At 43.8% G+C, this 24936-nt stretch carries 22 protein-coding genes; 4 read left to right on the top strand and 18 right to left on the bottom strand.

Features of this window, described 5'->3' with window-relative positions; genetic code table 11:
• Window positions 1-606, top strand: a complete 606-nt coding sequence (locus QE417_RS07810; RefSeq protein WP_311949039.1) for a trimeric intracellular cation channel family protein — start codon at window positions 1-3, stop codon at window positions 604-606.
• Window positions 607-765: 159 nt separating this feature from the next.
• Here QE417_RS07810 and QE417_RS07805 read toward each other — a convergent pair whose 3' ends face one another.
• From QE417_RS07805 to QE417_RS07775, 7 genes are all read right to left on the bottom strand, one after another.
• Entirely contained in the window at window positions 766-1344 is a 579-nt protein-coding gene (locus QE417_RS07805; RefSeq protein WP_311949038.1) for a MarC family protein, read from the bottom strand.
• 3 nt (window positions 1345-1347) lie between these two features.
• Complete coding sequence (locus QE417_RS07800) at window positions 1348-2637, bottom strand: MFS transporter (RefSeq protein ID WP_311949036.1); 1290 nt, start codon at window positions 2635-2637, stop codon at window positions 1348-1350.
• Window positions 2638-2724: 87 nt separating this feature from the next.
• Window positions 2725-4257 carry an amino acid permease gene (locus QE417_RS07795; RefSeq protein ID WP_311949034.1) on the bottom strand — a complete coding sequence of 511 codons (1533 nt, stop codon included), beginning with the start codon at window positions 4255-4257 and terminating at the stop codon, window positions 2725-2727.
• A gap of 108 nt (window positions 4258-4365) precedes the next feature.
• Window positions 4366-4917 (bottom strand): RDD family protein, encoded by a 552-nt coding sequence (locus QE417_RS07790; RefSeq protein ID WP_311949031.1) that lies wholly within the window; start codon window positions 4915-4917, stop codon window positions 4366-4368.
• A gap of 190 nt (window positions 4918-5107) precedes the next feature.
• On the bottom strand, window positions 5108-7345 hold the full coding sequence (locus QE417_RS07785) for a sodium-translocating pyrophosphatase (protein WP_311949029.1): 2238 nt from the start codon (window positions 7343-7345) through the stop codon (window positions 5108-5110).
• A 523-nt stretch (window positions 7346-7868) separates the two neighbouring features.
• Window positions 7869-8963, bottom strand: a complete 1095-nt coding sequence (locus QE417_RS07780; protein ID WP_311949027.1) for an AI-2E family transporter — start codon at window positions 8961-8963, stop codon at window positions 7869-7871.
• A gap of 67 nt (window positions 8964-9030) precedes the next feature.
• Window positions 9031-9912 (bottom strand): nucleoside phosphorylase, encoded by an 882-nt coding sequence (locus tag QE417_RS07775; protein ID WP_311949025.1) that lies wholly within the window; start codon window positions 9910-9912, stop codon window positions 9031-9033.
• Between the two features lie 194 nt (window positions 9913-10106).
• Between QE417_RS07775 and QE417_RS07770 the strand changes: the two genes are divergently transcribed.
• The 3 genes from QE417_RS07770 to QE417_RS07760 all read left to right on the top strand — a co-directional run bounded on the left by QE417_RS07770 (window position 10107) and on the right by QE417_RS07760 (window position 12290).
• On the top strand, window positions 10107-10751 hold the full coding sequence (locus tag QE417_RS07770) for a hypothetical protein (protein WP_311949023.1): 645 nt from the start codon (window positions 10107-10109) through the stop codon (window positions 10749-10751).
• A 5-nt stretch (window positions 10752-10756) separates the two neighbouring features.
• Window positions 10757-11551, top strand: coding sequence for a hypothetical protein (locus QE417_RS07765; RefSeq protein ID WP_311949016.1), 795 nt, complete (start codon window positions 10757-10759; stop codon window positions 11549-11551).
• Between the two features lie 70 nt (window positions 11552-11621).
• On the top strand, window positions 11622-12290 hold the full coding sequence (locus QE417_RS07760) for a CatB-related O-acetyltransferase (RefSeq protein ID WP_311949014.1): 669 nt from the start codon (window positions 11622-11624) through the stop codon (window positions 12288-12290).
• Window positions 12291-12351: 61 nt separating this feature from the next.
• Here the strand turns inward: QE417_RS07760 and QE417_RS07755 are convergent, their stop codons facing one another.
• From QE417_RS07755 to QE417_RS07705, 11 genes are all read right to left on the bottom strand, one after another.
• Window positions 12352-12870 carry a DUF2911 domain-containing protein gene (locus tag QE417_RS07755; RefSeq protein WP_311949012.1) on the bottom strand — a complete coding sequence of 173 codons (519 nt, stop codon included), beginning with the start codon at window positions 12868-12870 and terminating at the stop codon, window positions 12352-12354.
• A gap of 36 nt (window positions 12871-12906) precedes the next feature.
• Window positions 12907-13890, bottom strand: coding sequence for a Gfo/Idh/MocA family protein (locus QE417_RS07750; RefSeq protein ID WP_311949010.1), 984 nt, complete (start codon window positions 13888-13890; stop codon window positions 12907-12909).
• Window positions 13890-14888, bottom strand: a complete 999-nt coding sequence (gene mgrA / locus QE417_RS07745) for an L-glyceraldehyde 3-phosphate reductase (protein ID WP_311949009.1) — start codon at window positions 14886-14888, stop codon at window positions 13890-13892. The genes QE417_RS07750 and mgrA overlap by 1 nt, the downstream gene beginning before the upstream one ends.
• Before the next feature lie 128 nt (window positions 14889-15016).
• Window positions 15017-16327 carry a bifunctional folylpolyglutamate synthase/dihydrofolate synthase gene (locus QE417_RS07740; RefSeq protein WP_311949006.1) on the bottom strand — a complete coding sequence of 437 codons (1311 nt, stop codon included), beginning with the start codon at window positions 16325-16327 and terminating at the stop codon, window positions 15017-15019.
• A gap of 248 nt (window positions 16328-16575) precedes the next feature.
• Window positions 16576-17397, bottom strand: coding sequence for an energy transducer TonB (locus QE417_RS07735; RefSeq protein ID WP_311949004.1), 822 nt, complete (start codon window positions 17395-17397; stop codon window positions 16576-16578).
• Window positions 17398-17402: 5 nt separating this feature from the next.
• Window positions 17403-17801, bottom strand: a complete 399-nt coding sequence (locus QE417_RS07730; protein WP_311949002.1) for an ExbD/TolR family protein — start codon at window positions 17799-17801, stop codon at window positions 17403-17405.
• Window positions 17798-18511 (bottom strand): MotA/TolQ/ExbB proton channel family protein, encoded by a 714-nt coding sequence (locus tag QE417_RS07725; RefSeq protein WP_311954622.1) that lies wholly within the window; start codon window positions 18509-18511, stop codon window positions 17798-17800. The genes QE417_RS07730 and QE417_RS07725 overlap by 4 nt, the downstream gene beginning before the upstream one ends.
• Before the next feature lie 8 nt (window positions 18512-18519).
• Complete coding sequence (locus tag QE417_RS07720; RefSeq protein ID WP_311948999.1) at window positions 18520-19938, bottom strand: SPOR domain-containing protein; 1419 nt, start codon at window positions 19936-19938, stop codon at window positions 18520-18522.
• Between the two features lie 41 nt (window positions 19939-19979).
• Entirely contained in the window at window positions 19980-21797 is a 1818-nt protein-coding gene (locus QE417_RS07715; RefSeq protein WP_311948998.1) for a hypothetical protein, read from the bottom strand.
• Between the two features lie 23 nt (window positions 21798-21820).
• The gene (locus QE417_RS07710; protein ID WP_311948995.1) at window positions 21821-22924 is read right to left on the bottom strand and encodes a tetratricopeptide repeat protein; all 1104 of its coding nucleotides are present in this window, start codon (window positions 22922-22924) and stop codon (window positions 21821-21823) included.
• Window positions 22925-22940: 16 nt separating this feature from the next.
• Complete coding sequence (locus QE417_RS07705; RefSeq protein ID WP_311948993.1) at window positions 22941-24905, bottom strand: tetratricopeptide repeat protein; 1965 nt, start codon at window positions 24903-24905, stop codon at window positions 22941-22943.
• Window positions 24906-24936: the final 31 nt, after the last annotated feature.

Here is a 24936-nt window from a genome sequence, read left to right as displayed (position 1 = left end):
ATGGCACTTAATGAAGAGGTTGTTATCGAACTGCTGGGCACGGTAGCCTTCACCATATCGGGTGCGTTTTCGGCCATGCAAAAGCGGTTGGACGTGTTTGGCGTACTGGTAATAGGCTTTGTAACCGCCATAGGCGGCGGCACCCTGCGCGATGTATTAATTGGCTACACACCCGTAACCTGGATGCGCAACATTAATGATGCGCTGATCATACTGGGCACGGGCTTAATCGCCATTTTTTTTAAAAAGTACATCAAAAACTTTAAAACTACGCTTTTCCTGTTCGATGCCTTGGGGCTTGGCCTGTTCACCATTGTGGGTATGCAAAAAGGGCTGGATGCGGGCCTTAACCCCGTGGTGTGCATCATGCTGGGCACCATAACCGGCTGTTTTGGCGGCGTACTGCGTGATGTATTGCTCAATAATATCCCTATGATATTCCGCCGCAAAGAAATATATGCCACGGCATGCATCATTGGCGGTATATTCTATTTAGGATCAATGCAGTTTTTAGATGCCAACATAGCCCGCTTAGTAGCTATTGTGTGTATATGCGGTGTGCGTATTTTGGCGGTGGTGTATGCGTGGAAATTGCCGGTGAGGTAAGAAAATTAAGATACAAAGTGAAATCGTACCAATTTGATTAGTGTACATGTACAGCCATTATACTCATAAATGCTGTTAAATGAGCCCTTGTTTTTTGATATGGCTGACAACTAACAACTTCATTTCATAACTCTTCGTCAACTGACGAAAGTCGGGGCTTTACAACCCGCTATTACTCCTAAACAACTTAATAGCAATAGCCAGCAATATAATTCCAAAAGCCTTACGTAATACGCCCAGCCCGGTTTTTCCTAACATTTGCTCAAGCAGCTTTACGTTTTTGAGTACTACATAAACAATAATGGTATTGAGCGTAATGCCTACAATGATGTTGGCCGTAGCATATTGCGATTTTAGTGAGAGTAGCGTGGTCATGGTGCCGGCACCGGCAATTAAGGGGAACGCCAGCGGTACAATAGATACGGTGGCCGGGATATGGTCATCTTCTTTAAAAAATTTGATACCGAGGATCATTTCCATAGCAATGATGAAGATGACGAGCGAACCTGCAATAGCAAAGGAGGATATATCGAGGCCGATAATCTTCAATAGTTCTTCGCCTACAAAGAGGAAAACAATCATTAAACCCCATACTGTTAAGGATGCCTTTTCCGATTCGATATGCCCGGCTTTTTGCCTCAAATCGATAATGATGGGAATAGTACCCATAATATCGATAATGGCAAACAAGATCATGGTTACCGACAATATCTGTCGCGGGTCGAATACTTCAAACATGGGCTAACGGGCGTTTTGTTTCTCTTTGGCTCTTAGCCGAAAGGTAAGCAAAAAGCCCGTCAAAATAAAAAATGCCGATAAAAAGAACACCGCATGTACCGATACCATGGTCATTAATCCGGCCAGTACAGGCCCTATAGTTTGCCCTAAAGAAGCGTATGATTGATTAACGCCCAATATTTCGCCCTGGCGTTCATCATCGTTATGGTTGGCAATTATGGCGTTGAGCATAGGGCCTCGCAAGCCGTTAAACAAGCCATAAATAAACAAGCATCCAGCAAACGGAATAAGCATATTGGTAAAGCCGGTTAACACCATAGCCACTAAACAAACTGCTGTTGAAAGGAGCAGAATGAGCGATTTGGATGTTATGTGTTTGGTAATAAACGGTACCAGCAACTGCATTATAATACCCGTAACCCCAAACCCGGCATATAATAAACCAACGTGTGTGGGATTGATCTTCAGCACATCTACCGAAAAAGTTTGAAACCCGATGATCATTACAAACTGCGCCATCGTTAATATAAACCCGGTAAACACAGCGATGCCAATTACAGGCATTTTAATTGCAGTAATTAACGATGCAAAGGTGAAATTGTGAGTAGTGGATGGTGAATGGTGAAGTCTGCTGTCGTTCGTTAGTTGTAAGTTGTCGGAACTTTTCTTTCCTGATTCTTGATTCTGCACTCTTGATTCTGAGTTCTCTCGTCTTGGCTCCAGGTTCTTGTTTCTTGCCTCTCTTTCCTTCGTTTCTTTTAAAACAAAAGTGCTCAATAACGCACCAGCAAAAGCAATTCCGGCGGCAAAGTAAAATGGTACCTGCATACCGAATTTGCTTAATAAACCTCCTAAGGCCGGACCTATCACAAAGCCAAACCCAAAGGCCGAGCTAAGGATACCGAACTTTTTGGCCCTGTCCTCATTGGTCGAACTATCAGATACCATGGCCTGTGCTACCGAGATGTTACCGCCCGTTATGCCATCTAAAATGCGGGCAGCAAATAACATAAGCAGGTTTTGAGCAAAGGCAAATACAAGGAAAGATAAGCAGGTACCGGCAAGGCTGATAGCCAATAGCGGCTTGCGCCCACATTTGTCAGACAGGCTGCCTAATAACGGGGTGGCAAAAAATTGCGCTACCGAAAATGAGGCAGTAAGTATGCCGATGGTTTGTTCGTTAAGGCCAAATTTTTTGCCGTAATCATACAACAAGGGCACAATGATGCCAAACCCCATGGAGTTGATCACGCATATAAACACCAGTATCCATAAGTTCTTGTCGGCCTTCATGCTTTTGTCCCGGTTTACAAAAGGAATGAAAGCAAAAAAGGTTCTGCCGTTAAAGCAGAACCTTTTTAATATGATGTAACTTTTTAGTTAGTCAACAAATTTAGGATTAGGCGGGTCGTTCGGGATGTTATCGCCACCATTACGTACTTTAGAATGCTTAACGCTATAACCGAAGTAAATAATAAAACCAATAGCTAACCAGCCGAATAAACGTGCCCAGTTTTCCCAGCCCTCACTGGCAATCATAAACAAACATACAATGGCTCCCAAAGGACAAACAATGTAGTATAAAGGTGTTTTAAACGGACGCTTGATGTCAGGGTCGGTTTTACGAAGAATGAAGATGCCCAAACAAACCAGTACAAATGCAAACAAGGTACCAATACTCACCATGTCGCCCACAATACTATCGGGCACAAAACCTGCAAATAACGATACAAACCCAAAGAATAACCATTGTGATTTGTAAGGTGTACGGAATTTAGGGTGCAGTTTAGAGAACACTTGAGGCACCAAACCATCAATACTCATAGTATAGAATACACGGGTTTGTCCCATCAGCATTACCAAAATAACAGAAGAGAAACCAGCCAAAATAGCTACGGTAACCAGCTTAGCCAGCCACTCGTAACCCGGCATGTGATGACGGATAGCGTATGATACGGAGGCTTCGCTGCCTTGGGTTAAAAACTCTTTGTATGAAGCAATACCGGTTAGCACGTGTGAAAACAGGATATATAATGCAGTACAAATAACCAGTGACACTAATATGCCCAGCGGCATATCTTTTTGCGGATTTTTAGCTTCCTGTGCAGCAGTTGAAACGGCATCAAAACCAATAAATGCAAAGAATACAATACTTGCACCACGCAACACACCAAACCAGCCGTGGTTACCCGAAGCGGCGTAATCGTGTATTTTACCGGTATTAAGGGTTACGCTACCTGCATTTTCAGGAATCATGTATGGGGTGTGGTTAGCAGGATCAATAAACTGCCAGCCAAAGCCAATTATTAATAATACGATAGCAACTTTTACAAATACAATAATGTTGTTTACCACCGCTGATTCAGCAGTACCGCGTATAAGCAACATAGTTAACAGGAAGATAATTAAGATAGCGGGCAGGTTAACGATGCCATGCACTCCGGCCTCTGATACCTGCAACGGCGAATGGCTCCATTCATAGGGGATGGTAAAGCCAAAGAAGGTATTAAGCAAATCGTTAAGGTATTGCGACCAGCCAATGGCCACGGTAGCGGCACCCAAAGCGTATTCCAACACCAGATCCCAGCCAATGATCCAGGCAATAAACTCGCCCATGGTAGCGTATGAATAGGTGTAAGCGCTACCTGCAATAGGTATCATACTGGCAAACTCAGCATAACATAAACCAGCTAATGCACAGCCTATTGCAGCAATAATAAATGAAATAGTAACCGCCGGACCGGCGTTGCCACCAGCTGCAGCAGCGGTACGTACAAATAAACCCGCACCTATAATGGCACCAATACCCAGCGCAATTAATGCTGTTGGTCCGAGCGTGCGCTTTAAGCTCTTATCCGATTCGGCAGAAGCAGCCAGTAACGACTGAATAGACTTCTTAATAAATAAACTCATGTTTTTGGATCAGTTGTATAGATTTAATCATGTTTATACCCCCAAACGTACTTATTTTTCTCCATAATTTAAAGAGATACGCGCGTGTGGGCTATTGTAAAGCAAAAATTACGGCTTTTTAGATGTTGGGACTTGCCATTGTATAACATTTGTGCCGGTAATCCAATCGTGCGCGCTTTTTTCGTTCAAATTGAGTAGTGGTAATAGCCAATAAAGTGCTGTTAAACCTAATGCAGTATAAAAAAGCGGGCTTTGTAGCTGATTATCAATCCAAATTGGTTTTGGATAACACATGGCAACATGGGTAGCTTCCCACGGGATAAGCATTACTGATGCCCGTAACATGGCTTTACCTAAACCCATGCGCCCCGGTGTTTGAATTTGCAAACGAACCGCCCTCATGCCTAATGTTGCCTGTGCTCGTGTGTTAAACATAGTTACATAATACATGTAAACCGGTATGGTAACACTAAAAAACAGCCACAAGTGTAATTCGTTGCCGGTTATACTATACAAATGCCGCCCAATAAATGGATGTAAACCCAAAATCAGTAAAAAGCATTGAAAACCTGCTATAACGAGTATAAAGAGAATAAAACTGTCTACCAGGTAGGCAATAGTACGCAGCAATAACATCCTTAATCTACCGAAAAGGATCATCAGGGGTTAAATTAAGTTAGCAGGGCAAAGGAGCCTGTTATAATTGGTTAAAAACTTTAGGAGGGTTCAGGTGATTTATTATACCTCCATACCGTTGAATTGTTTACACAAACAACAATAACAAACCTACAAAATGAATTCAATAAAATCAAAACCAAGAAAGGGGCTTTATGGCCCCTGTTCTTAACTTCTAACTATTCTTGTCAGTGGTTATATGATGTGTAACGCTGCTTTGTGTATTAATTTCTTTTTGGATGTGTTTATTGGTATTAAGTTCGTGGTTGAGGTGAGGCGCTATTACCAATGATACGATCGACATCAACTTGATCAAAATATTCATTGACGGTCCAGAAGTATCTTTAAACGGATCGCCCACGGTGTCGCCAGTTACTGATGCCTTGTGCGGCTCCGATTTTTTATAATACATCTCGCCGTTGATCTCGCAGCCTTTTTCGAATGATTTTTTGGCGTTGTCCCACGCGCCACCGGCGTTGCTCTGGAAAATGCCCATCAGCACGCCCGATACCGTTACACCGGCCAGCAGTCCGCCCAAAACTTCGGGACCAAAAGCAAAGCCTATAATAATAGGGGTGATAAGGGCGATAAGTCCGGGTGCAATCATTTCGCGGATGGATGCTTTGGTTGATATGGCTACGCATTTTTCATACTCGGGTTTGGCCTTGTACTCCATAATGCCCGGTATCTCTCTAAACTGCCGACGTACTTCCTCCACCATAGCCATGGCCGCCCGGCCCACAGCCGATATACATAGTGCCGAAAAGATGAACGGAATCATACCGCCCACAAATAAGCCGGCCAAAACATCAGCCTTATATATATCTATATGCTCAATACCTGCCACACCCACAAAGGCTGCAAACAAGGCCAACGAGGTTAGCGCTGCCGATGCAATGGCAAAACCCTTACCGGTTGCAGCGGTGGTGTTACCCACAGCATCCAAATTATCGGTACGGTGGCGCACTTCTTCAGGGAGTTGATTCATTTCGGCAATACCACCGGCGTTATCGGCAATTGGGCCAAAGGCATCAATCGCCAGTTGCATGGCGGTAGTGGCCATCATGCCGGCGGCGGCAATAGCTACGCCGTATAAACCAGCAAAATGGTACGAACCGTATATGCCGGCCGCTAATACCAAAATAGGCAACACGGTCGACTCCATACCCACGGCCAAACCGCCAATTATGTTAGTAGCATGGCCTGTTGATGATTGCCTGATGATGCTGAGCACCGGGCGTTTACCCATAGCGGTGTAGTATTCGGTAATAATTGACATGAGCGTGCCCACTATCAAGCCAACCACAATAGACAGGAAAACCCCCGTTTTATCAAACACCAATGCAGCGGCTTTTACGGCGCCGCTGGCATCTTCATCGCGCACCAAGTGAAACGAACCCTCGGGTAGCATCCATTGCACCACAAAAAAGGTAGCAATAGCCGTTAAAAATATCGACGACCAGTTGCCGATGTTAAGCGCGGTTTGCACACTGTCGGTTTCATTTTTTATACGTACGAATGATGCGCTAATGATAGAGAATATCAAACCTAAACCGGCAATAACCATAGGCAGCAGCACAGGGGCTATACCGCCAAAGTTATCATTCGATACAATTTCGCGGCCTAATACCATAGTTGCCAAAATGGTAGCCACGTACGAGCCGAAGAGATCGGCACCCATACCGGCTACATCGCCCACATTATCACCTACATTATCGGCAATGGTGGCGGGGTTACGCACATCATCCTCCGGGATGCCTGCTTCAACCTTGCCTACCAAATCTGCGCCTACGTCGGCCGCTTTGGTATAAATACCCCCACCTACACGGGCAAACAATGCAATCGATTCGGCACCTAACGAGAAACCTGCCAACACCTCCAGGGCTTTCGACATGGCTTCGCCATTAACGTTGCCACCGGTTTTAACAACATAAATATGGTAAAATAGAATAAACAACGATCCTAAACCTAAAACCGCTAAACCGGCAACGCCAAGGCCCATCACGGTGCCACCGGTAAACGATACTTTTAAGGCTTTGGCTAAACTGGTTTTAGCTGCTTCGGTAGTGCGCACATTGGCTTTGGTAGCAATACGCATACCCAAATAACCGGCAAAGGCCGACAAGAACGCCCCGATCAGAAACGAAACCGCAATTACCGGACTCGAGTTTTCGACCGTGGTGCCCGACCAGGCCAGCAACACCACCGCAATTACGGCAAAGTAGCTTAGCACTTTCCATTCGGCGCGTAAAAAGGCCATTGCCCCATCTGCAATGTAACCTGCCAGTTCGCTCATGCCTGCATCGCCCGCCGGTTGTTTGGTAACCCAAGTCGATTTAATTGCCATGGCTAATAAGCCAATAATTCCCACAATAGGGATACAGTAAATTAGATAATGATACAATAAGGTCATAATTAGAAATGGTTTATAATGTTAGAATTGGTATTAGCTAATGTGCGAAAAATTAATTAAATAATGCAAGTTTATGGCTTGAAATACAGGAGTTTAATGAGTGTTTAAACTTTAATTATTATGCGGTTAAAAGGCGAGAAAAGGGGATGCAGGTACCCTTTTGTATGGCTTACATTAAGATCTATCAGGTCACTGTATGAAGAGCAATTTCGGCGCAGGTATTTAAGGACGAGATAAGCGAGGAATATTTATGCCGTTAGTAGCTTATTTAACCGATTTTGGTAAGAATGTTCAAAATGATAGGTATGTATTTTGAGAAGTTCTGCGGATATATTTAAACTGAAAAGAGATTCAGAATACTGTTTCTGAATCTCTCGATGAAAGTAGAAGTAATTGGGAATATAATGGTAATGATGCTCAGTTACAATCAGTCAGTTACACAAGTTTGCATGCGTGCAGACTTGTGTCAGGAAAATAATTGACCTATGATACCTGGCAATGATGTAGAATAAGCAGGGGAAACCTACTCCGTTTTCATTTCCTCTTTAGCTTTTCGCTCGTACTCATAATCGCCCCCTAATAAATAACCCCATGGCCTGAGCGGTTCTACATGGTCGAAAATGATCTTAAAGATGGCTATAACAGGTATAGACAAGAACATGCCCGATAGCCCCCAAAGCATTTCGCCTAAAACGATGCCAATAAAGGTGATCAGGGCGTTAAGGCGCACCTTTGAACCTACAACCATAGGCAGCACCACATTGGCATCAATAGCATGTATGGCTACCACCACAATGGCAACTACCACGGCTTTGGTAATAAAACCGGTAGCAAATGTGATTAGCGTACTTAGCAATAATGCTGAGAATATTCCTACGTATGGAATGATGTTAAACAAGGCCGTAATTATGCCTAACAGAATGGCATATTTTACGCCGATTATCCAGAATGCCACACAGGTAAGTATGGCAACTATAACCATTTCGAGCAGCAGGCCCACAATATACTGGCGCAGTATGCGCTGTACGTTCTCTACAATTTTTATAACCACCGGGGTCGATTCTTCATCAAAAACATATAAAACAAACCTGAACAATAGCCTTCGATACAGCAAAATAAGGAAAGTAAACAGGATAATGAAAATGTAAAACAGTAACAGTGACGATACCGCGCCAAATGTGGTGCCCAAAACTGTTGTGCCCGAGGCCACGAGTTTATCTGTGGTATCGTTTACGTAAATCATTTGCTTTTCGGCATTGATATGAAAGGTATGCTGTATCCACAACTGTATATCAACTGATGATTTAGCTATTTGCTCTTTGAGCATAGGCCAGTCGTTTGCCAGGTTTGATATTTGTGTACCCACCAGGTAAACAACACCGCTAATGCCCAACACCATCACTAATATAGCGGCAAAAGCGGCCATACTGCGCGGAAGCCTGCATTTGCGTTCGAAAAAATTAGCCAGGGGCAACAGCAGTATGGCAAACAAAAAGCCAAACATGAGCGGGTCGAGCAGTTCCTTGCCTAAAATAATCAAAAAGCCAAGCGACATGATGCCGATAAGTACAAAGGCAAGCTTGGCGTAAAAGGGAAGGGAAGTATTTTTAATAATCATAGGCTTGTGTTAATATGTAAAATTCAGCTCATTAACAGGTTATAGCAATATATGTTTCGGTACAGAGCTACAAGTGATTAACTATCCTTTCAAGCACGTTTACAATGCTTGCCTCCATAATTTTTTGCGGTTGTTTACTAAACTGATGTTTGATGCGGTTGGCCAGTATTACATTAAACGAAATTGCCTGGTGCCCAAGGTTAGCCGCTAAACCGTAAATGCCGGCTGTTTCCATCTCGAGGTTGGTAATGCGCTGCCCTTTGTGCTCAAAATTCTCAATAATGTTTAGCAGTTCGGGGGTTGAGGACTTGCACCTTACCTGCCTGCCTTGCGGCGTGTAAAAACCGGGGGCGGTAATGGTAATGCCCTGCTGCAGGCCAGTACCAATGCTGTTTAATAAATTATCCCCGGCCGATGCAACATATGGGTGAAGTTGGTAATGCGATGGTAAACTGTTTTTAAAAGCGGTGAGCAGTTCGGCCTCGTTGGCAGTGAGGCTGTGCTCGCAATAATGCATCAGCGGATCAAGTCCTATGGCGCCGGCCGATACCAGCATGGTGTCAACATCTACATTGGCCTGTACCGCACCTGATGTACCTATACGAATAATGTTAAGGCTCCGCAGTTGCGGGTTAACCTGCCGGGTTTCGAGGTTAATGTTTACAATGGCGTCCAGTTCATTAAGTACAATGTCTACATTATCGGTACCAATACCTGTTGATATTACTGTGATACGCTTATTGCCAATGTAACCGGTATGGGTTAAAAATTCGCGCTTACCTTTTTTAAGTTCAATACGGTCAAAATGCTTACTTACCTCGGCCACGCGGTCCTGGTCGCCCACGGTAATTACCGTGTCGGCTACTTCGTTGGCCAGCAGGTTAATGTGATACAGGCTGCCGTCGTTATTAAGTATGAGATCGGTTTCTGAAATGTAATCCATCATCATTCAAATGTATTAAAAGTATAAGCAAAGTAGGAGGGAGTTGTTTGGGCATTGCAGGCATTTAAACGGAATTAACTTATAGCTATCTTTTGGGGATGCACTGCTTGGGTGAAGGCGCTTTTTACAGTTGCGGGTAGCTACCAAAACAAACAGCAGGTACTCCATGTTTAAACACCATAACCCGACACCCATCGCACATGAAAAAACTTATCCTGCCGATACTTTTATCACTTGCTGCCTGTACCTCAAACCCAAAAGAAAAAAAGGCAACCGATACTACAAAGCACGTTTCGATAACATCAACCAAAGTTACGCCTGCCAAACCGGCACCCGAACATACCGACACCTTGCAATTCATTCATTTTGATGGTAACGGCGATTACTGGGACGCATTTTTTATTAACGCACAAAAAGATACCCTAAGGCTTGTTACTGACGAGGAACTCACCGACAAGCTTTTAGGTAAGCTGCTACAGGTGAAATGGAGAACCGATACGCTTAGCTCGGCCGGAGACGGTGAACGCCCTTATGAAGATAAACGGCTTACCGGCTTTAAAGAGCTACCCGGTAAACCCTTTGCTAAGCCTTTAACTGAGCAGATGGCCCTGCAAGCAGTTAAAGACCTGGAAGAAATAAAATCAAATGCCGACCGTGTAAACGTATCTGAAAAACCTACCGCCGACAAGCGTTATTACCAGGTGGAAACCTCTACCGAGGCCGACGGACATTTGTCGAGGTTTCAAACTTTTCGGGTTTACTTTTATCCGCAGTATGAAATAAAGGTTTACAATCCGGCCGACGAAACGGAAATGAGCCTGGAAGCATGGCGCAAATCGCAGTAAAGTTTATGAAGTTGCTGAAGGTAGTGCTCATAATTTTTGTAACGTTTGTGATGGTATCAGCTGTATTGATACTCATTAACCGGTTACGTAGCAAGGGCTTAAATAAGCAATATACCACGCTTGGCACCAAGGTGGAGAGCAAGCATTTTACCATGGAGGAATTTAAGGTTGCGGGAAGAACGTTTGTACTGCAATCAGAAGATAACCTGCACCCCGACCCGTTGCAGGAAAGCGATGCCCTGTCGTACCTCCGATATGATAAAGTGAACCGCCAGATTATACTGCAAACGGAAGAATATGTATCCAGTACGTCGGGGCAGCCGGTTAACGATACTCGTATACACCAGTATTGTTTTGATATGGATGGTAAGCTGGTTAGCCACGATAGCGCTATATACCATATGGCCCAATCCCGCAAATCTATTGTGCTGAAAGATTACATTGCCCCGTTCCAAAAATGGAAAGATGATAAGCAGGAAATTTACCTTAGGCATTTTGGCATCGAAAGCTTTTCGGGCGAGTGTCTTAACCCGTTTAGCATAGGCGGAATAAACGGCAGTTCGCCCTGTTACGTTTGGGATGGCAGCGGGTATTTTAACTTGAAAATTGCCGGTGATACACTCAGGTTTAAGTCGCCCGCAGGCAAGGCCGATGTGTTTTTTACCGAAAAGCACGACTACGGTACCGATTTAAGTTATTATGAATTGCCCAAAGTACTCGGGCTGCAAACGCCCGCTTTTATATTATATAGGCCTAATTACGGGCAGCATCGTATTTTTATAATCAAACGTAAAAGTTAATCAATTAAAAAAGCTGTGCCTCTTATAATTCGTTAACTTTGCGTTACCAGTTAGATCGTTAACCTAAAAAATGCTTACTATGCTTTTACATGGCCCCGATCCCGATAAGATACACCCGTTGGAGCATTACCCCAACCTGGTTTTCCTTAAAAATATTATCACCCGCCCCAACATTATAGTAGGCGATTACACATATTACGACGATAATTACGACGCTTATAACTTTGAGAAGAATGTGTTATACCACTTCGATTTCATCGGCGATAAGCTCATTATAGGTAAGTTTTGTGCTATAGCATGCGGTGCAAAATTTATTATGAACGGCGGCAATCATGAGATAACGCCTGTATCAACATTTCCGTTCGGCATATTCGGCCACGGTTGGGAGACTATCAATGAAGGTGTTGCCCTCACTCAAAAATACCCCAGCAAAGGCGATACGATAATTGGCAATGATGTTTGGATTGGGCATGATGCAACGGTAATGCCGGGTATACAGGTAGGTAACGGCGCCGTAATAGCTACTAAAAGCGTAGTAACCAAGGATGTACCCGACTACGCCATAGTAGGCGGAAACCCCGCCCAAATCATCCGAAAGCGGTTTGATGACAACACCATACAACGCCTGCTTAACATAGCCTGGTGGAACTGGACCGCCGAACAAATAACACAGCACATTAAACTCATAAACTCGGCTCATGTGGCCGAATTAGAGCGGGTAGCTCAGGAGTTTATATAAACTGATACACTACAAAAGCCACGGTTATGCCGTGGCTTTTGTAGTGTAATGATGACTGAAATTATTTTACAGCAAACATTACCATCTTATCGCCCCATGCAAAGCCAACTTTGCCCGATGGTTCGATCATGAATTTAAGACGCTCAACAAAGTCTTTCATAACGCCGGTTTTAACCGTTACACGCAAAACATCGTCGCTTTCTTCATACTTGGTACCCCAGTTTTTAACGCCCTTGTTAAAAATAATCACCCATTCTTTTTCGCCCGGAATACTGTAAATAGCATATTGGCCGGCTGCTAAAGCTTTGCCTTCTACCTTTACATCTTTACTAAAAGTAATGGTGGTTGCGTTGTTGGCACCGGTGCGCCATACTTTGCCGTAAGGGGCAATATCGGTACCAATGGTACGGCCTTTCACTGCCGGCTGGCTGTAGGCAACTTCGATAGCTACACCGCTTTTGGTGGTTGCTTTTACCGTATCGGGCGGGCTTGCAGGTGCTTTTTTAGCTTGTTGTGCCGAAGCCGCAAAGCCGGTTAAAATAAGGCCGGTTACGGCAAATAGTTTTAATAATGATTTCATAGTATGGAGTTGATTTTTAAAGGCTTAATTTTTTATTTAGTTTGACACATGCTTAGTAAACGAATCAATCATCTTCATTAACGTAAGTGCCTCGTCAATAGTGCACGGATTTTCTTCATTACCGTTTAAATAGTTTACCATACTGGTAATCATAGGCAATTGAATGTTTTCGGGGTGCACAAATGTAAAGGTTTCTTCGTTTGATGTGGTTTTTAAAACAACCTTGTCGCCAAACACCGCAAAGCTGATTTTGCCTTCGCTGCCGATAATCTCGCAACTGTCGATATTTTCGGTTAAGGCCACATTAAAGCACCATGAACCGTTGAGTACTACGTTGTTTTCAAATAAAACAGTACCGCATACATGGTCGTCGGCACTGGTGATTTGCGCCTGGTTTAAGCTAAAACCCGAGTAATGCACAGGCTTACCAAAAAAATAAAGCATCAAATCCAACTGGTGCGGCGATAGGTCATGAAAATAACCTCCACCCGATACATCGGGTTGGGTACGCCAGCTTGGGGCGTTTTTGGTTACCAGTGCAGGCTTGCGGCTTTGCCACAAGCGCAACTGTACGGTGCGCACCTCTCCAATGGCATTTTGCTCCAATAACTCTTTTACCTTTAAAAACATGGGTAATTTGCGGCGGTAATGAGCTACAATTAGTTTTCCATTATATTGCCGCACGGCATCTACCAGTTGTTGCGCTTCGGCAGCGTTCATGGTTACCGGCTTTTCTACGTATACAGGGTAACCTTTTTGCAAGGCAGCTAAGGCATAATTTAAGTGTGATGAAGGCGGGGTAGCCACATAAATAGCGTTAACCTCTTCATCGTTAATCAGCTCTGTAGCATCATTGTACCATTTAGCTATTTGGTGGCGTTTAGCATAATCGGCTGCTTTTTCGACATCACGGCGCATTACAGCTACCAATTTGCTACCGGGCACTTTATTAAAAGCCGGACCGCTCTTTTTCTCGGTTACGTCGCCGCAACCTATTATACCCCAGTTAATAGTTTCCATTACGGTTGGTTATGTAGTATAGTTTCTATTTGGTTTAGTTCTTCGGTGCTAAAGGCTGTGTTTTGCAGGCATTTCAATGAATCTGCCAGTTGTTCGGGTTTGCTGGCACCTATGAGCACCGATGTTACCCGCGCATCTTTCATTAACCAGGCGAGGGCCATTTGAGCCAGGGTTTGGTTACGGCCCAGGGCAATATCATTAAGCTTGCGTATTTGCTCTATTTTGTCGTCGGTTATTTGCCCTGTTTGCAGGTGCCCGCTTGATTTTGCCGCCCTCGAATCCTGTGGAACACCATTGAGGTATTTATTGGTTAACATACCCTGTGCCAGCGGCGAAAACGGTATACAACCCACGCCCTCCTGCTCTAATACATCCAGCAAGCCGCCTTCAACCCAACGCTCAAACATCGAGTATTTGGGCTGATGGATTAAGCAGGGGGTGCCCAGTTTTTTAAGTATGCCTATGGCTTTGTGGGCATCATCGGCCCGGTAGTTTGATATGCCCACGTACAGGGCTTTTCCCTGGCGAACAATTAAATCCAGCGCTGCCATAGTCTCTTCAAGCGGAGTTTCAGGATCGGGGCGATGGTGGTAGTAAATGTCTACATAATCCAATCCCATGCGCTTAAGGCTTTGGTCTAAACTGGCTACCAAATACTTCTTAGAACCCCAGTTACCATATGGCCCCGGCCACATATCGTATCCGGCCTTGCTCGAAATAATCAGTTCATCGCGGTGAGCAGTAAAATCTTTTTTAAGCAGGTGCCCAAAGTTTTCTTCGGCTGAGCCATAAGGCGGACCGTAGTTATTGGCTAAATCGAAGTGAGTAATGCCGCTATCAAACGCCAGACGCAAAATGCTGCGGTAGTTTTCAAATACATCCACACCGCCAAAGTTGTGCCACAAGCCCAGCGACAAAGCAGGCAACAAAATGCCGCTCTTGCCGCAACGGCGGTAAGGCATGTCATGGTAACGTTGAGGAGAAGGAAGGTAGGTCATTGGTGATTTTTGGTTGATTATTGGTTCATAGTTCATGGCTCATAGTTCATATAAATTTCGCCGCATGTTTTCAAATATGACAGCTACTATGAACCATGAACCATCATCCATGAACCTTTCCAAATATATCAAACTATTTCGGCCACTACAAAGGTACTGCCGCCTGCAAATACTAAATCTTTTTGAGTAGCTGTCTGCTGCGCGGCTTTCAGGGCTTCGGGAACCGATGAATATATTTGGCCATGCAGACCAGTGGCTTCGGCCTGCTCTTTTAATAACAAAGCCTCAAGGCCTCTTGGAATATCGGGTTTGCAAAAATAGTAGGTAGCATCTTTTGGTAGCATGTTGAGCACTTTGGTAATGTCTTTATCATTCACCATGCCTATTACAAAGTGCAGATGCTCATATTTAACCGATGCAATGTTTTTTAACACCTCGGCAATACCATCGGGGTTGTGGCCCGTATCGCATATGGTAAGCGGGCTGGTGCTTAGTGTGTGCCAGCGGCCTTGTAAACCGGTTAGTTCTTTAACATGTGCTAATCCTTCGGTAACATGCTCATCGGTAATTATAAAGCCTTGTTTACGCAGTTCCTCCACCGCTGAAAGCACGTTGCTGACGTTTTTAAGCTGATAAGTTCCGGTAAGGTCGAGTGTTAAGTTGTGAGTTGTGAGTTGTGGGTTGTGGGTAGAAGTTACTGTTATTGAAATAAGTTGAGCTTTGTCTTGACTCCCGACTCTTGAATACTGACTCTCTACCACCCATCGCTCAGAGGCAAATTTCAATTCTGAATCCTCATCCTTCGCTTTTTGCATAAACACGTCGGCTACCTCAGGCTGATATTCGCCCACAATAACGGGTATGCCGGGTTTGATAATGCCAGCCTTTTCGGTAGCAATTTGTGGCAGTGTATTGCCCAGCATATTCATGTGGTCCCAGCCTATATTGGTGATGATGGAAAGTAAAGGCGTTATAACGTTGGTAGAATCTAACCGGCCGCCCAGCCCAACTTCAATAATGGCAATATCAACCTTATGCCTCGCAAAAACGTCAAAAGCCAAAGCAACCGTCATCTCAAAAAACGAGGGTTCAATTTCTTCAAAGTCGGCTTTATGTTGAGCTACAAAATCAACCACTTCGTCCTCACTTATCATTTCGCCATTAATGCGTACACGCTCCCTGAAATCTTTGAGGTGCGGCGAAGTGTACAAGCCTGTTTTATACCCTGCAGTTTGCAACACGGCTGCAAGCATGTGTGAGGTTGACCCCTTGCCATTAGTACCGCCTATGTGTATGCTTTTAAACTTATGCTGCGGATTGTCGAGCCTCTCACAAAGGGCGATCGTATTCGTTAAGTCCTTTTTAAAAGCCGATGCACCCACACGTGTAAACATGGGTAGCTGAGTGTATAAGTAGGTGAGGGTTTCGTTATAGTTCATTTTAAGTGATGGTTCACTGTTGAAGCCAAAAAGAATATGTCATTGCGAGGAGCGATAGCGTAGCAATCTCCTTATGCAAGGTTGAAGTGCAAGGAGATTGCCACGTCGCTATCGTTCCTCGCAATGACATATTTTATGATAGCAAAACTATCAACTATAACCCTAAAAATATAATGCTTGCTAAACTAAAAAGCAGGAAAGTTTAATTCCTACCATAACTTACTATTCACCATTAACTACTAACTATTTTACTGCACCCTAAACACAAAAACTACTGTTCCCTGCTGCATATCAGGGGCATTTTCGAGGGAATTGAGGCGTGAGCGTTTTACGGCTTCTTCGCACTTATCAATAAGGTTTTGGTCGGTAATAGTAGTGCCACGGGCGCCGCCGCGTGCGTAGGTTACGTTGCCGTCCTTGTCAACCCTCAGGTCAACCACTACTTTGCCGGTGTGACGACCATCATCGGTTACGGCCGGTTTGCTCACAAAGTTGCGCTGAGGCATATTGGTAAGGTTCCCGCCATTGCCCGAGCCTGTACCATTGTAGTTATTGGTGAGTGTAGTACCGGTAGTTTTGCCCTGGTTGCCCGGTGTTGAACCGGTGCCATCGCCTTCGCCTGTGCCGTTGTTGGTTTTGCCTTTGTACAGGGCATTTTGGTTAACCGTTGGTTTGGGCGTTTCTTTAACGGGCTGCTGGGTAGCTACCGCTTGCGAGGGTTTATTGCTGCTGCTTACTTCGGGGGCATCTTCTGTATTTTGGGTAACTACAGGCTTGCTGGCATCATCGGTGGCATTAACTTGCTCGGTTGGCGGAACCGGGGTTGCTTTGTCCGGTCGTTGGTTATTGGCTTGTTCGGCAACCGATGGTTCTTCGGTGCTCATATAATCATCGCCCATGCCTTCATCAACCGTACCGTAGTTTACCAGTATACCACCAGTGCCATCATCTTCTTTAGGCGGACGCTGAAAGACAATAAAATAGCTTAAGCCTATTAGCATAGCCAGTATTACGCTGGTTGCCAAAAAGGCTTTAGGGTAATTATTCTCTTCCTTACGATGATCTACCATGTCAATTACTTGGGCTGGGTAGCCAGTACTACTTTTATATTCAATTTTTGGGCCACATCTAAAACGTTCACGGCATCCTGCACAATTACTTTGGAGTCTGTATTTAAAACAATAGTCAGATCTGTGTCCGGCTTTTTATATACCGACAATGCACTTTGTAAGTTTTCCACTGCTACCGGTGTTTTATCTATATAATATTTAAAATCGTTGGTTATCGAAACGTTTATTGTTCTTTTAGAAAGTGTTTTTCCGGCTGCCGCTTTAGGCAAAGACAACTTGATAACATTGGGGTTTGTTAAAGTTGATGCAATAAGGAAAAACAGCAACAAAAAGAACATAATATCATTCATGGCTGAGGTATGCACTTCGGCCGATGCGCTTTTATGTCTTTTTCTCAGGTTCATCGGCTTGGCTCCTCTAACAGGTCAATAAATTCGATGGCATCAGTTTCCAGTTTCAGGATAACCTTGTCAACCATCATGTTTAAAATGTGGTAGCAAACATAGGCAATAATACCAACCGTTAAACCAGCTGCCGAAGTGATCATTTTTTGATATAAACCGCCTGATATTACATCCATGCTGTAATTGTTGGTTTTTGATATATCGTAAAAGATTTTAATTACACCGGAAATAGTACCTAAGAAGCCAAACATGGGCGCAATACCGGCAACAATGCCCAATATGCCAATGTTCTTTTCCAATTTTGATACCTCGAGTTTGCCCACGTTTTCAATGGCGCCTTCAATGTCTTTAATTGGGCGGCCAATACGCAGCAAGCCTTTTTGTAACATACGACCCAGCGGCGAATTGCTATTACGTGCCACGGCTACGGCCGAATCAAGTTTGCCGGCAGTAATACTGCTCTTGATCTGGCGCATTAGTTCCGATTCATCTTTTGATGCCTTGCGGATGGTAAAAAAGCGTTCGAAGAAGATAACCAAACCTAATACGGCCAGTATACCGATGGGGATCATTACCCAGCCACCTTTAATCAAAAGGTCGCCAAAGCGCAAATCATCAACAGGAACGGCGGGAGTGGTTACCGGCTGAATGGCCCGGTTTACGGTATCAATTACTTTTTGGGCAGTGTCGGTCACCTGCGTTAATAGCATCATTATAATTACTTTCTAAGAGTTTCAACGTATAATTTCCAGCTAAGCACTTTGCCTTGCTTTACAAAATCTTGTTTAGCCTGCTGGCCTTCGGCATAGGTTTTATAATAACCTAACGCTACTTTATACAGTTTGCGTGCATTTTCAAACGGCGATGCGCTAATGCCAACAGCTTTATAACGGTTACTGGCAGCCATGGCTTGTTCGTAAGTACCGTACGATCCGCCAATTAATACAAATTTATAGTTATTAGAATTTACTATTGGGGTAGCCGCACTGATTGGTGTTTCAACCTCAGGCGCAAACTCGGTCGACTCGGGCAGTGCCGTGTTACGAATGGTAGTATCGGTAGGAGCAGGAGATTTGATCACAACCGTATCAGGCGCAGTATTTTTAACCACTACCGAATCGGTGCTTGGGTTTGATTTTGCAACTGGTCCGGCTGTTGATGGTTGCTGCGAATTACGGGTATCGCCCGATGCGTTTATAAGCATATAAATTGCACCGCAAGCCAAAATAACAAATATGGCTACTGCATAAAACAAAGGACGTAAATAAAAAGGTTTTGCAGGCTGGCTATACTCTTCGGTAACTGTAGGCTCAACCGATGTAACAGGTGCTGCAGGTGGAACAGGTACAGCAATGTCTTCTATTATGGGCTGTTTGGGCTTTTCTGCCGGTTTATGTTGCCTCACCAAAGGTGAAATTGTTGGCTTGGCTTTTGGCGCAATAACTACGTCTTCCTCTTTTACAGATACTTGTGGAGTAGCAGGTAGCTCTTTTTCTATTGAATAAGTTTTTGCGGCATCAGGTTCTGCAGTAACGTGTTGTTCAGTAGCGGTTACTTTTACCGTAGGCTGAGTAGTGTCTTGTTCTAATGGTTGTGGAGCAGGCGCTTCAACAAGCTCTTTCTCAACTGAAAAAGTTTTAGGCTCAATAGGCGTGTGCTGAAGTGTTTCAGGTGTGTTATCCTGAGCCGCAAGTGCCAATGCTTCTTCAACTTCTTCTTTGGTTTGAGGAAGTTCTTTGCTAACACTTACAGGCGAGAAACCAAATACAGCTGAACCTGCATTTATATTAGCTGCGGGCCTGAAGGTGATGGTATCAACTTCTTTTGATAACCATCCGAGGTTACCGATCATTGCTTCGCCAATTTCGGCCTGTTGTACGATATTTTGTACGTAACGGTCTAAAAAGAACTTAGCCGATGATGCCGATACCTTGCTTTTTTCAATGAGGTAACGGAGCAGCGTATCATCGTTTACCGGTTGCTGTTCAAAAGCAGTTTCAAAATAGGGGGGGTATAGTTTCCCCTCATCAGTATTATAATAACCTCTTTTACGAACCTGCTTAAACACGCCTATTTGCGGTATGCTTATGGTGCCATGCTCGTTAAGCAGTTCTGAAATATAAACCGATAAATCCATTTTTACTAACCAATATTTAAACCCAGTAGTGGCAAATATAATTAAAAACTATAGCCTACGCCCCCAAATATGTTAAATGAGTAGTTGGGGTAATATAACCAGGTTTGATAATTGGTATTTAAAATATTATTGGCTTGTACAAAAACTGAAATTTGTTTGGTAGCTCGATAATTTACCCCACCGCTTAAATCGGCAAATGATTTTATGCCAACCACCTGGTTGCCGGTAGCCAAATCTTTAGTACTTCCACGAAATAATAGTGAGCCGTTAATATCAACTTTATCACTAATGTGAATATACGTACCAGCGGTTAGTTTAAACTTAGGCAAGTTCCAGGGCTGTGCTTCGGTAGCCAGTTTGTAATCGCGGAATTCTACATGACCAAAGATGTTTAAATCATCAGATGCCTTGTAATCCAGTTCGCCGTTAAAGCCGCTTACACGGGCTTTGCCAGCATCATAAATTACATTAAAGCGGTTGTTACCCACCGGGTAAGCCGGGTTAGCTACGGCAGGTTGTATGCTGCTCACAAACAAAGGCAAATCTGATATACTGTTGCGGAACACGGCTGCTTTAAAGCCTAAGCCGGCAAAAAGCCTGCCTTTTAAGCCAATGGTAATATCCAGCTTATCGACCGAGTTTTTAATGTTGATGTTTTGACCGATGAAAGGGTTGATTTCCGAAAAATCGCGCAGGGATGAACGGTTAACATCGCCCTTGGCCTCGGCAAACAAACGTATATACTGTGGCACCACCTGGAACTCCAGCTTAGCAGCCGGGAAAATAAAGAAGCGGTTTGAAACGCCAAACTCCTTTACAATGTTGATACCTGCATCAATTTTATAATTATTACCCTGGAATTTTAAGTAGGGGTTAGCACGCAAAAAGCTGTTGTTTAAAGAGTAATTAATATCTTTTTGCGAAGCCACATCTATTGATGCCGCCAAACCTGCATAAAACTGGTTGATGGTTTGGTTGAGGTAGCCGGTTAATACCACGTTATTTTCGCGGGCTTTAAAGGCATTGCTGAACAGGTAGCCGCTAACCTTAGCTGCATAAGTAAATACACGATCGGTATCCTGGTAGTTGCGGTTAAGTTCGCCTTCGGCACTAATAGTGTTAAAATGCTGTTTTGTTGGATCAATAGGAGGTACGGCAAGTGTGTTATCGTACCCATAAAAGTAATTGTTGCGGCGCTGGTAGTTTATGCGACCAGTCAATGTATTCTCTTCACCAATGCTTTTGCCAAATACTGATGCTTCAAGTTTGCTTTGATTTTGTTTCTGCAAATCGCTGCCTTGCTGACCAAAGTATTTAATGTGGGCACCGGTTTGCAGGGCCTGGTCTTTACCGTTATTAATATAAGCTTCGCCAAAAAGGGTGCGCAAACTACCGAACCCGGCACGTACAAAATTATCGGCTGGTATAGAGTCACGCTCCACGGGCATTTTCATGGCTTCTAACTGGCGTATATCGCTGTTAAGTTCCAGTCGCTTATCAATGGTGCTGTAAGTAAGCGGTGCTTTATAAGGCGTAGTTTCCTCTAAATTAGGGTTGCGACGAATTTTAACAGCATCGGCCAAAACTGGTTTGTAAATGGTAGTTACCACAATTTCTTCTGATAAACTCCCGCCGTTTTGTTGCGGCTGGTTATTTCCTGCTGCACCTCCTTTTTTAGAAGTATCCTGCTTTGTGGTTTTTGCAGCGGCATCGCCCAGTTTTTTGGCTGCCGGTTTAGTTACCGGTGCTTTTTGCGTGGGTTTGGTAACCGGCTTTTTAACAGGCGGCTGGGTTTGTGCCGAGGCCGTGCCAAATGCAAAAGCGGTTATGAGTATTATATAGATATATTTGGTTATCATTATCAAAAACGTTGTGGTGCTAATTATCCTTTTTTCTTAGGGCTGGTTGCGGCCGGAGCTGGTGCCGGTGCTGTTTTCTCGGCATCGGTTATTTGCTGCAGTTTGGCTTTTGCCGTTGGCAATATATCGTCGTCGGCTTTGTAGCCGTCTATTACACTTTGCAGCGTAGCTTTAGCCTGGAAAGGATCTTTAAGCGCCAAATAGTTATCGGCCAGCAGGATAAAAGTTTTGGTTAGCCAGTAATCATAGTTCGACATTTTGTTGATGATGTCGAAACAGGTTTTTTGCGATGCCTTGTAGTTGCCTTTTTTGTATTCAATTTCGGCAATATTGTATTTAGCCTCGGCTGCGGCAACCGTTTTGGTGTTGTTAACCGTATAGTTAAGCTCTTTTATAGCGGCAGTGGTATCGCCTTTATCTAAATAAGCTTTACCCGCATACAAACCAGTTTTATACTTATCTTCCTCTGCCGATTTTTCGTTTTCTCTAACTAACTGTACATAATGCAATGCATCATCGGCCATTTCCATTTGGGTGTAGCAGAGGAGCAGGTTATTAATGGCAAATGTATAATCGGCTTTGTATTCTGAATTGGTTTCGAGGCGTTTTAAATACACCACGGCTTCGTTGTATTTCTTTTGCGATATGTACATCTTCGAAATAGCGATCAGCGATTTTTCGGTGTAGGCGCTGGTCCAGTCATTTAAAATAACAGCGTAATCCTGCACGGCCTCATCGGTACGGTTCAAATTAACCAAAGCCTGCGCACGAATAAAACGCATTTGCTTTTCATAAATAGGCTTGTTTTTGAACTTATCGTAGTAAGCGCCAACGGCAGAAACAGTGCCTTCCCAATCGCCTTTGAGGTAAAGGTTGTTAGCGGCAGTAGCCATAATGCTTTCCTGCTCGGCAGCACTGTAATTACCAATTGGGGTAGTGCCTGCGTAGTTAATAAAGGTTTGGGCGTCGCCTTTATCAGTGTAGATCTTTTCAATTTGCTTTAAAGCTTGTTTAGCTTCGGGAGCAGATGGATAGGTTTGCACCACTTTTTTAAACGACTCAACAGCGGCATCATCCTGGTTATTGTTATAATCAATTAAGCCAGTAGTAACCAAGGCACGGGGCACGTAGCTGCTGTTAGGATCATTTTTGAATCATGGCCTGCAAATCGGTTTTTGCACGTTCGCCATCGTTTTTCAGGAAATAGGTATAGGCTATCTCGAACGAGGCATCATCGGCAAAATCTGAATTAGGGTAGCGCGTCAATACATCGTTCAGGGTAGCTATTTTGGCGTCGGGCGATGATTGCAAACCTTGTATCATACCACGCTGAAACAGAGCATAATCCTGGCTTTGGCTGCCGCTGGCAATCAAACGGTCGTAGTACGACATGGCTTGTCCGTAGCTTTTTAGCACAAAATAACTGTCGGCAATACGGGCAACCGCATCATTTATGGTATTTTTATCAGTTGGGCCACCAGCTAAAAAGCGTTCAAAGTAAGAGGCAGCTTTTTTGTATTGTTCGGCACCAAAGGCCGCATAACCTAAACCGTAATTAGCGTAATTATATACACTAAGCTGTCTCGATTCAGGATTTTGTAAAAATTCTTCAAATTGCTCAACCGATTCGCCGTACTTGCGTACCTCGTACATAGCTTCGGCCAGCCAATAAGTAGTTAGGGCGGTAATTTTCTCGTCGCGCGGATGTTTTAACGAGCGCAGGAAAATACCGATAGCATTCTCAAAAGCACGTTCGTTATAAAATTCCAATCCACGGTAGTACGTCACCTTTTGGTAAGCTTCGGCAGCACTTGGGTTAGCAACCACAATAGGCTCCAGTATTTCTACGGCTTCTTTGTAGTTTTTAGAGTTAAGGAGGGCCTCGCCCAATAAAGTCTTGGCTTCGTCTAAACGTTTTGAGCGCGGATAGTTGCGCAAGTATAAACGGGTGGCTTCTAAAGCCTGGGTGTTAAAGTCGAGTTCGTATGATAGCTTGGCATACTCAAACAAAGCTTCTTCCTGTATTTGCTTGTCAAAGTCGAGCTTTGATGCAATTTGAAAAGCGTTTCGGGCAGATTGCTTATTACCCGATTTTAAGAATATACTGCCAAGCGTATAGTTACCATTTTGCGCAAATTCATCGCTTTGGTTTACCAGTTTTGATAACTCAACGGTGGCTTTGGCGTTGTTGCCGGTTTTGTAGTGTGCGTAACCAATTTGGTAGCTATCCTGACTATTTTGCGTTTTGCCCTGGTCGCGCTCCTGAAAGCGGGTATAATAGTTAACCGCGTTAGGGTAATCGTTTTTGGCAAAGTATGATGCGCCTATTATGCGCAGCATTTCGGTTTCGTGCTGTTGCTTGGTAGAGTTGAGAATAGGGATGGCGTAGTTTAATACATCATCATACCGTTTATCTAAAAAGTAAACTGCCGTTATATAGTATGGATAGCTGCTCTCGTATTTTTTAGAATTTTTTAGCTTTTCGAAATTTACCAATGCTACATGATAGTCTTTATTTAAATAGGCTATGTAAGCAAAGTAATAAATGGCATCTTCTTGGAAAGATGATTTTTTATCCTTTATCTCGCTAAACTGTTGCTGGGCATAGGCATAATCGCCCATATCAAAGTAAGCGTATCCTTTGCGAAACTTGTATTCGGTGTACTCGCGACCGTTTAGTTCGCTGGCATTAATTTTATTGAACCATAAAATAGCATCGCCATACTTTTGTTGTTTGGAGTATGATTTACCTATTTGGAAGTAGGCCAGTTTGGAAAGCGGATTTTCGGGATGCTCTTTAATAAACCGCATAAACAAGGCCAGAGCATCATCATTTCCTAATTCAAGCGCACACAGAGCTTCGTAGTATTGTGAGTTTTCTTTAAGTAGAGATAGTTCAGATTCGAACTTAGGCTGATTACCGGCTTGCAACCTAACCTGTTCAATAAGCCTGAATTGTTCGGCGGCGGCTACAAATTGGCCATTATTGAGCAGGGTAGTAGCCGTATGATAAGTACGGTATATTTGAAACGAATCATTTTGCTGGGCCTTAACGGTTAACGTACCTAACAGTAGAGCGCACGCAGCAATAGGTTTGAGTTTAATCATCAGAAAGCTGTTAACAAAAGCAAATGCAAAA

Origin of the sequence: Mucilaginibacter terrae (genome assembly GCF_031951985.1) — a bacterium.
GTDB lineage: Bacteria > Bacteroidota > Bacteroidia > Sphingobacteriales > Sphingobacteriaceae > Mucilaginibacter > Mucilaginibacter terrae_A.
The sequence above is the reverse complement of the archived record's forward strand: the minus strand, read 5'-3'. Positions and strand labels throughout refer to the sequence as shown.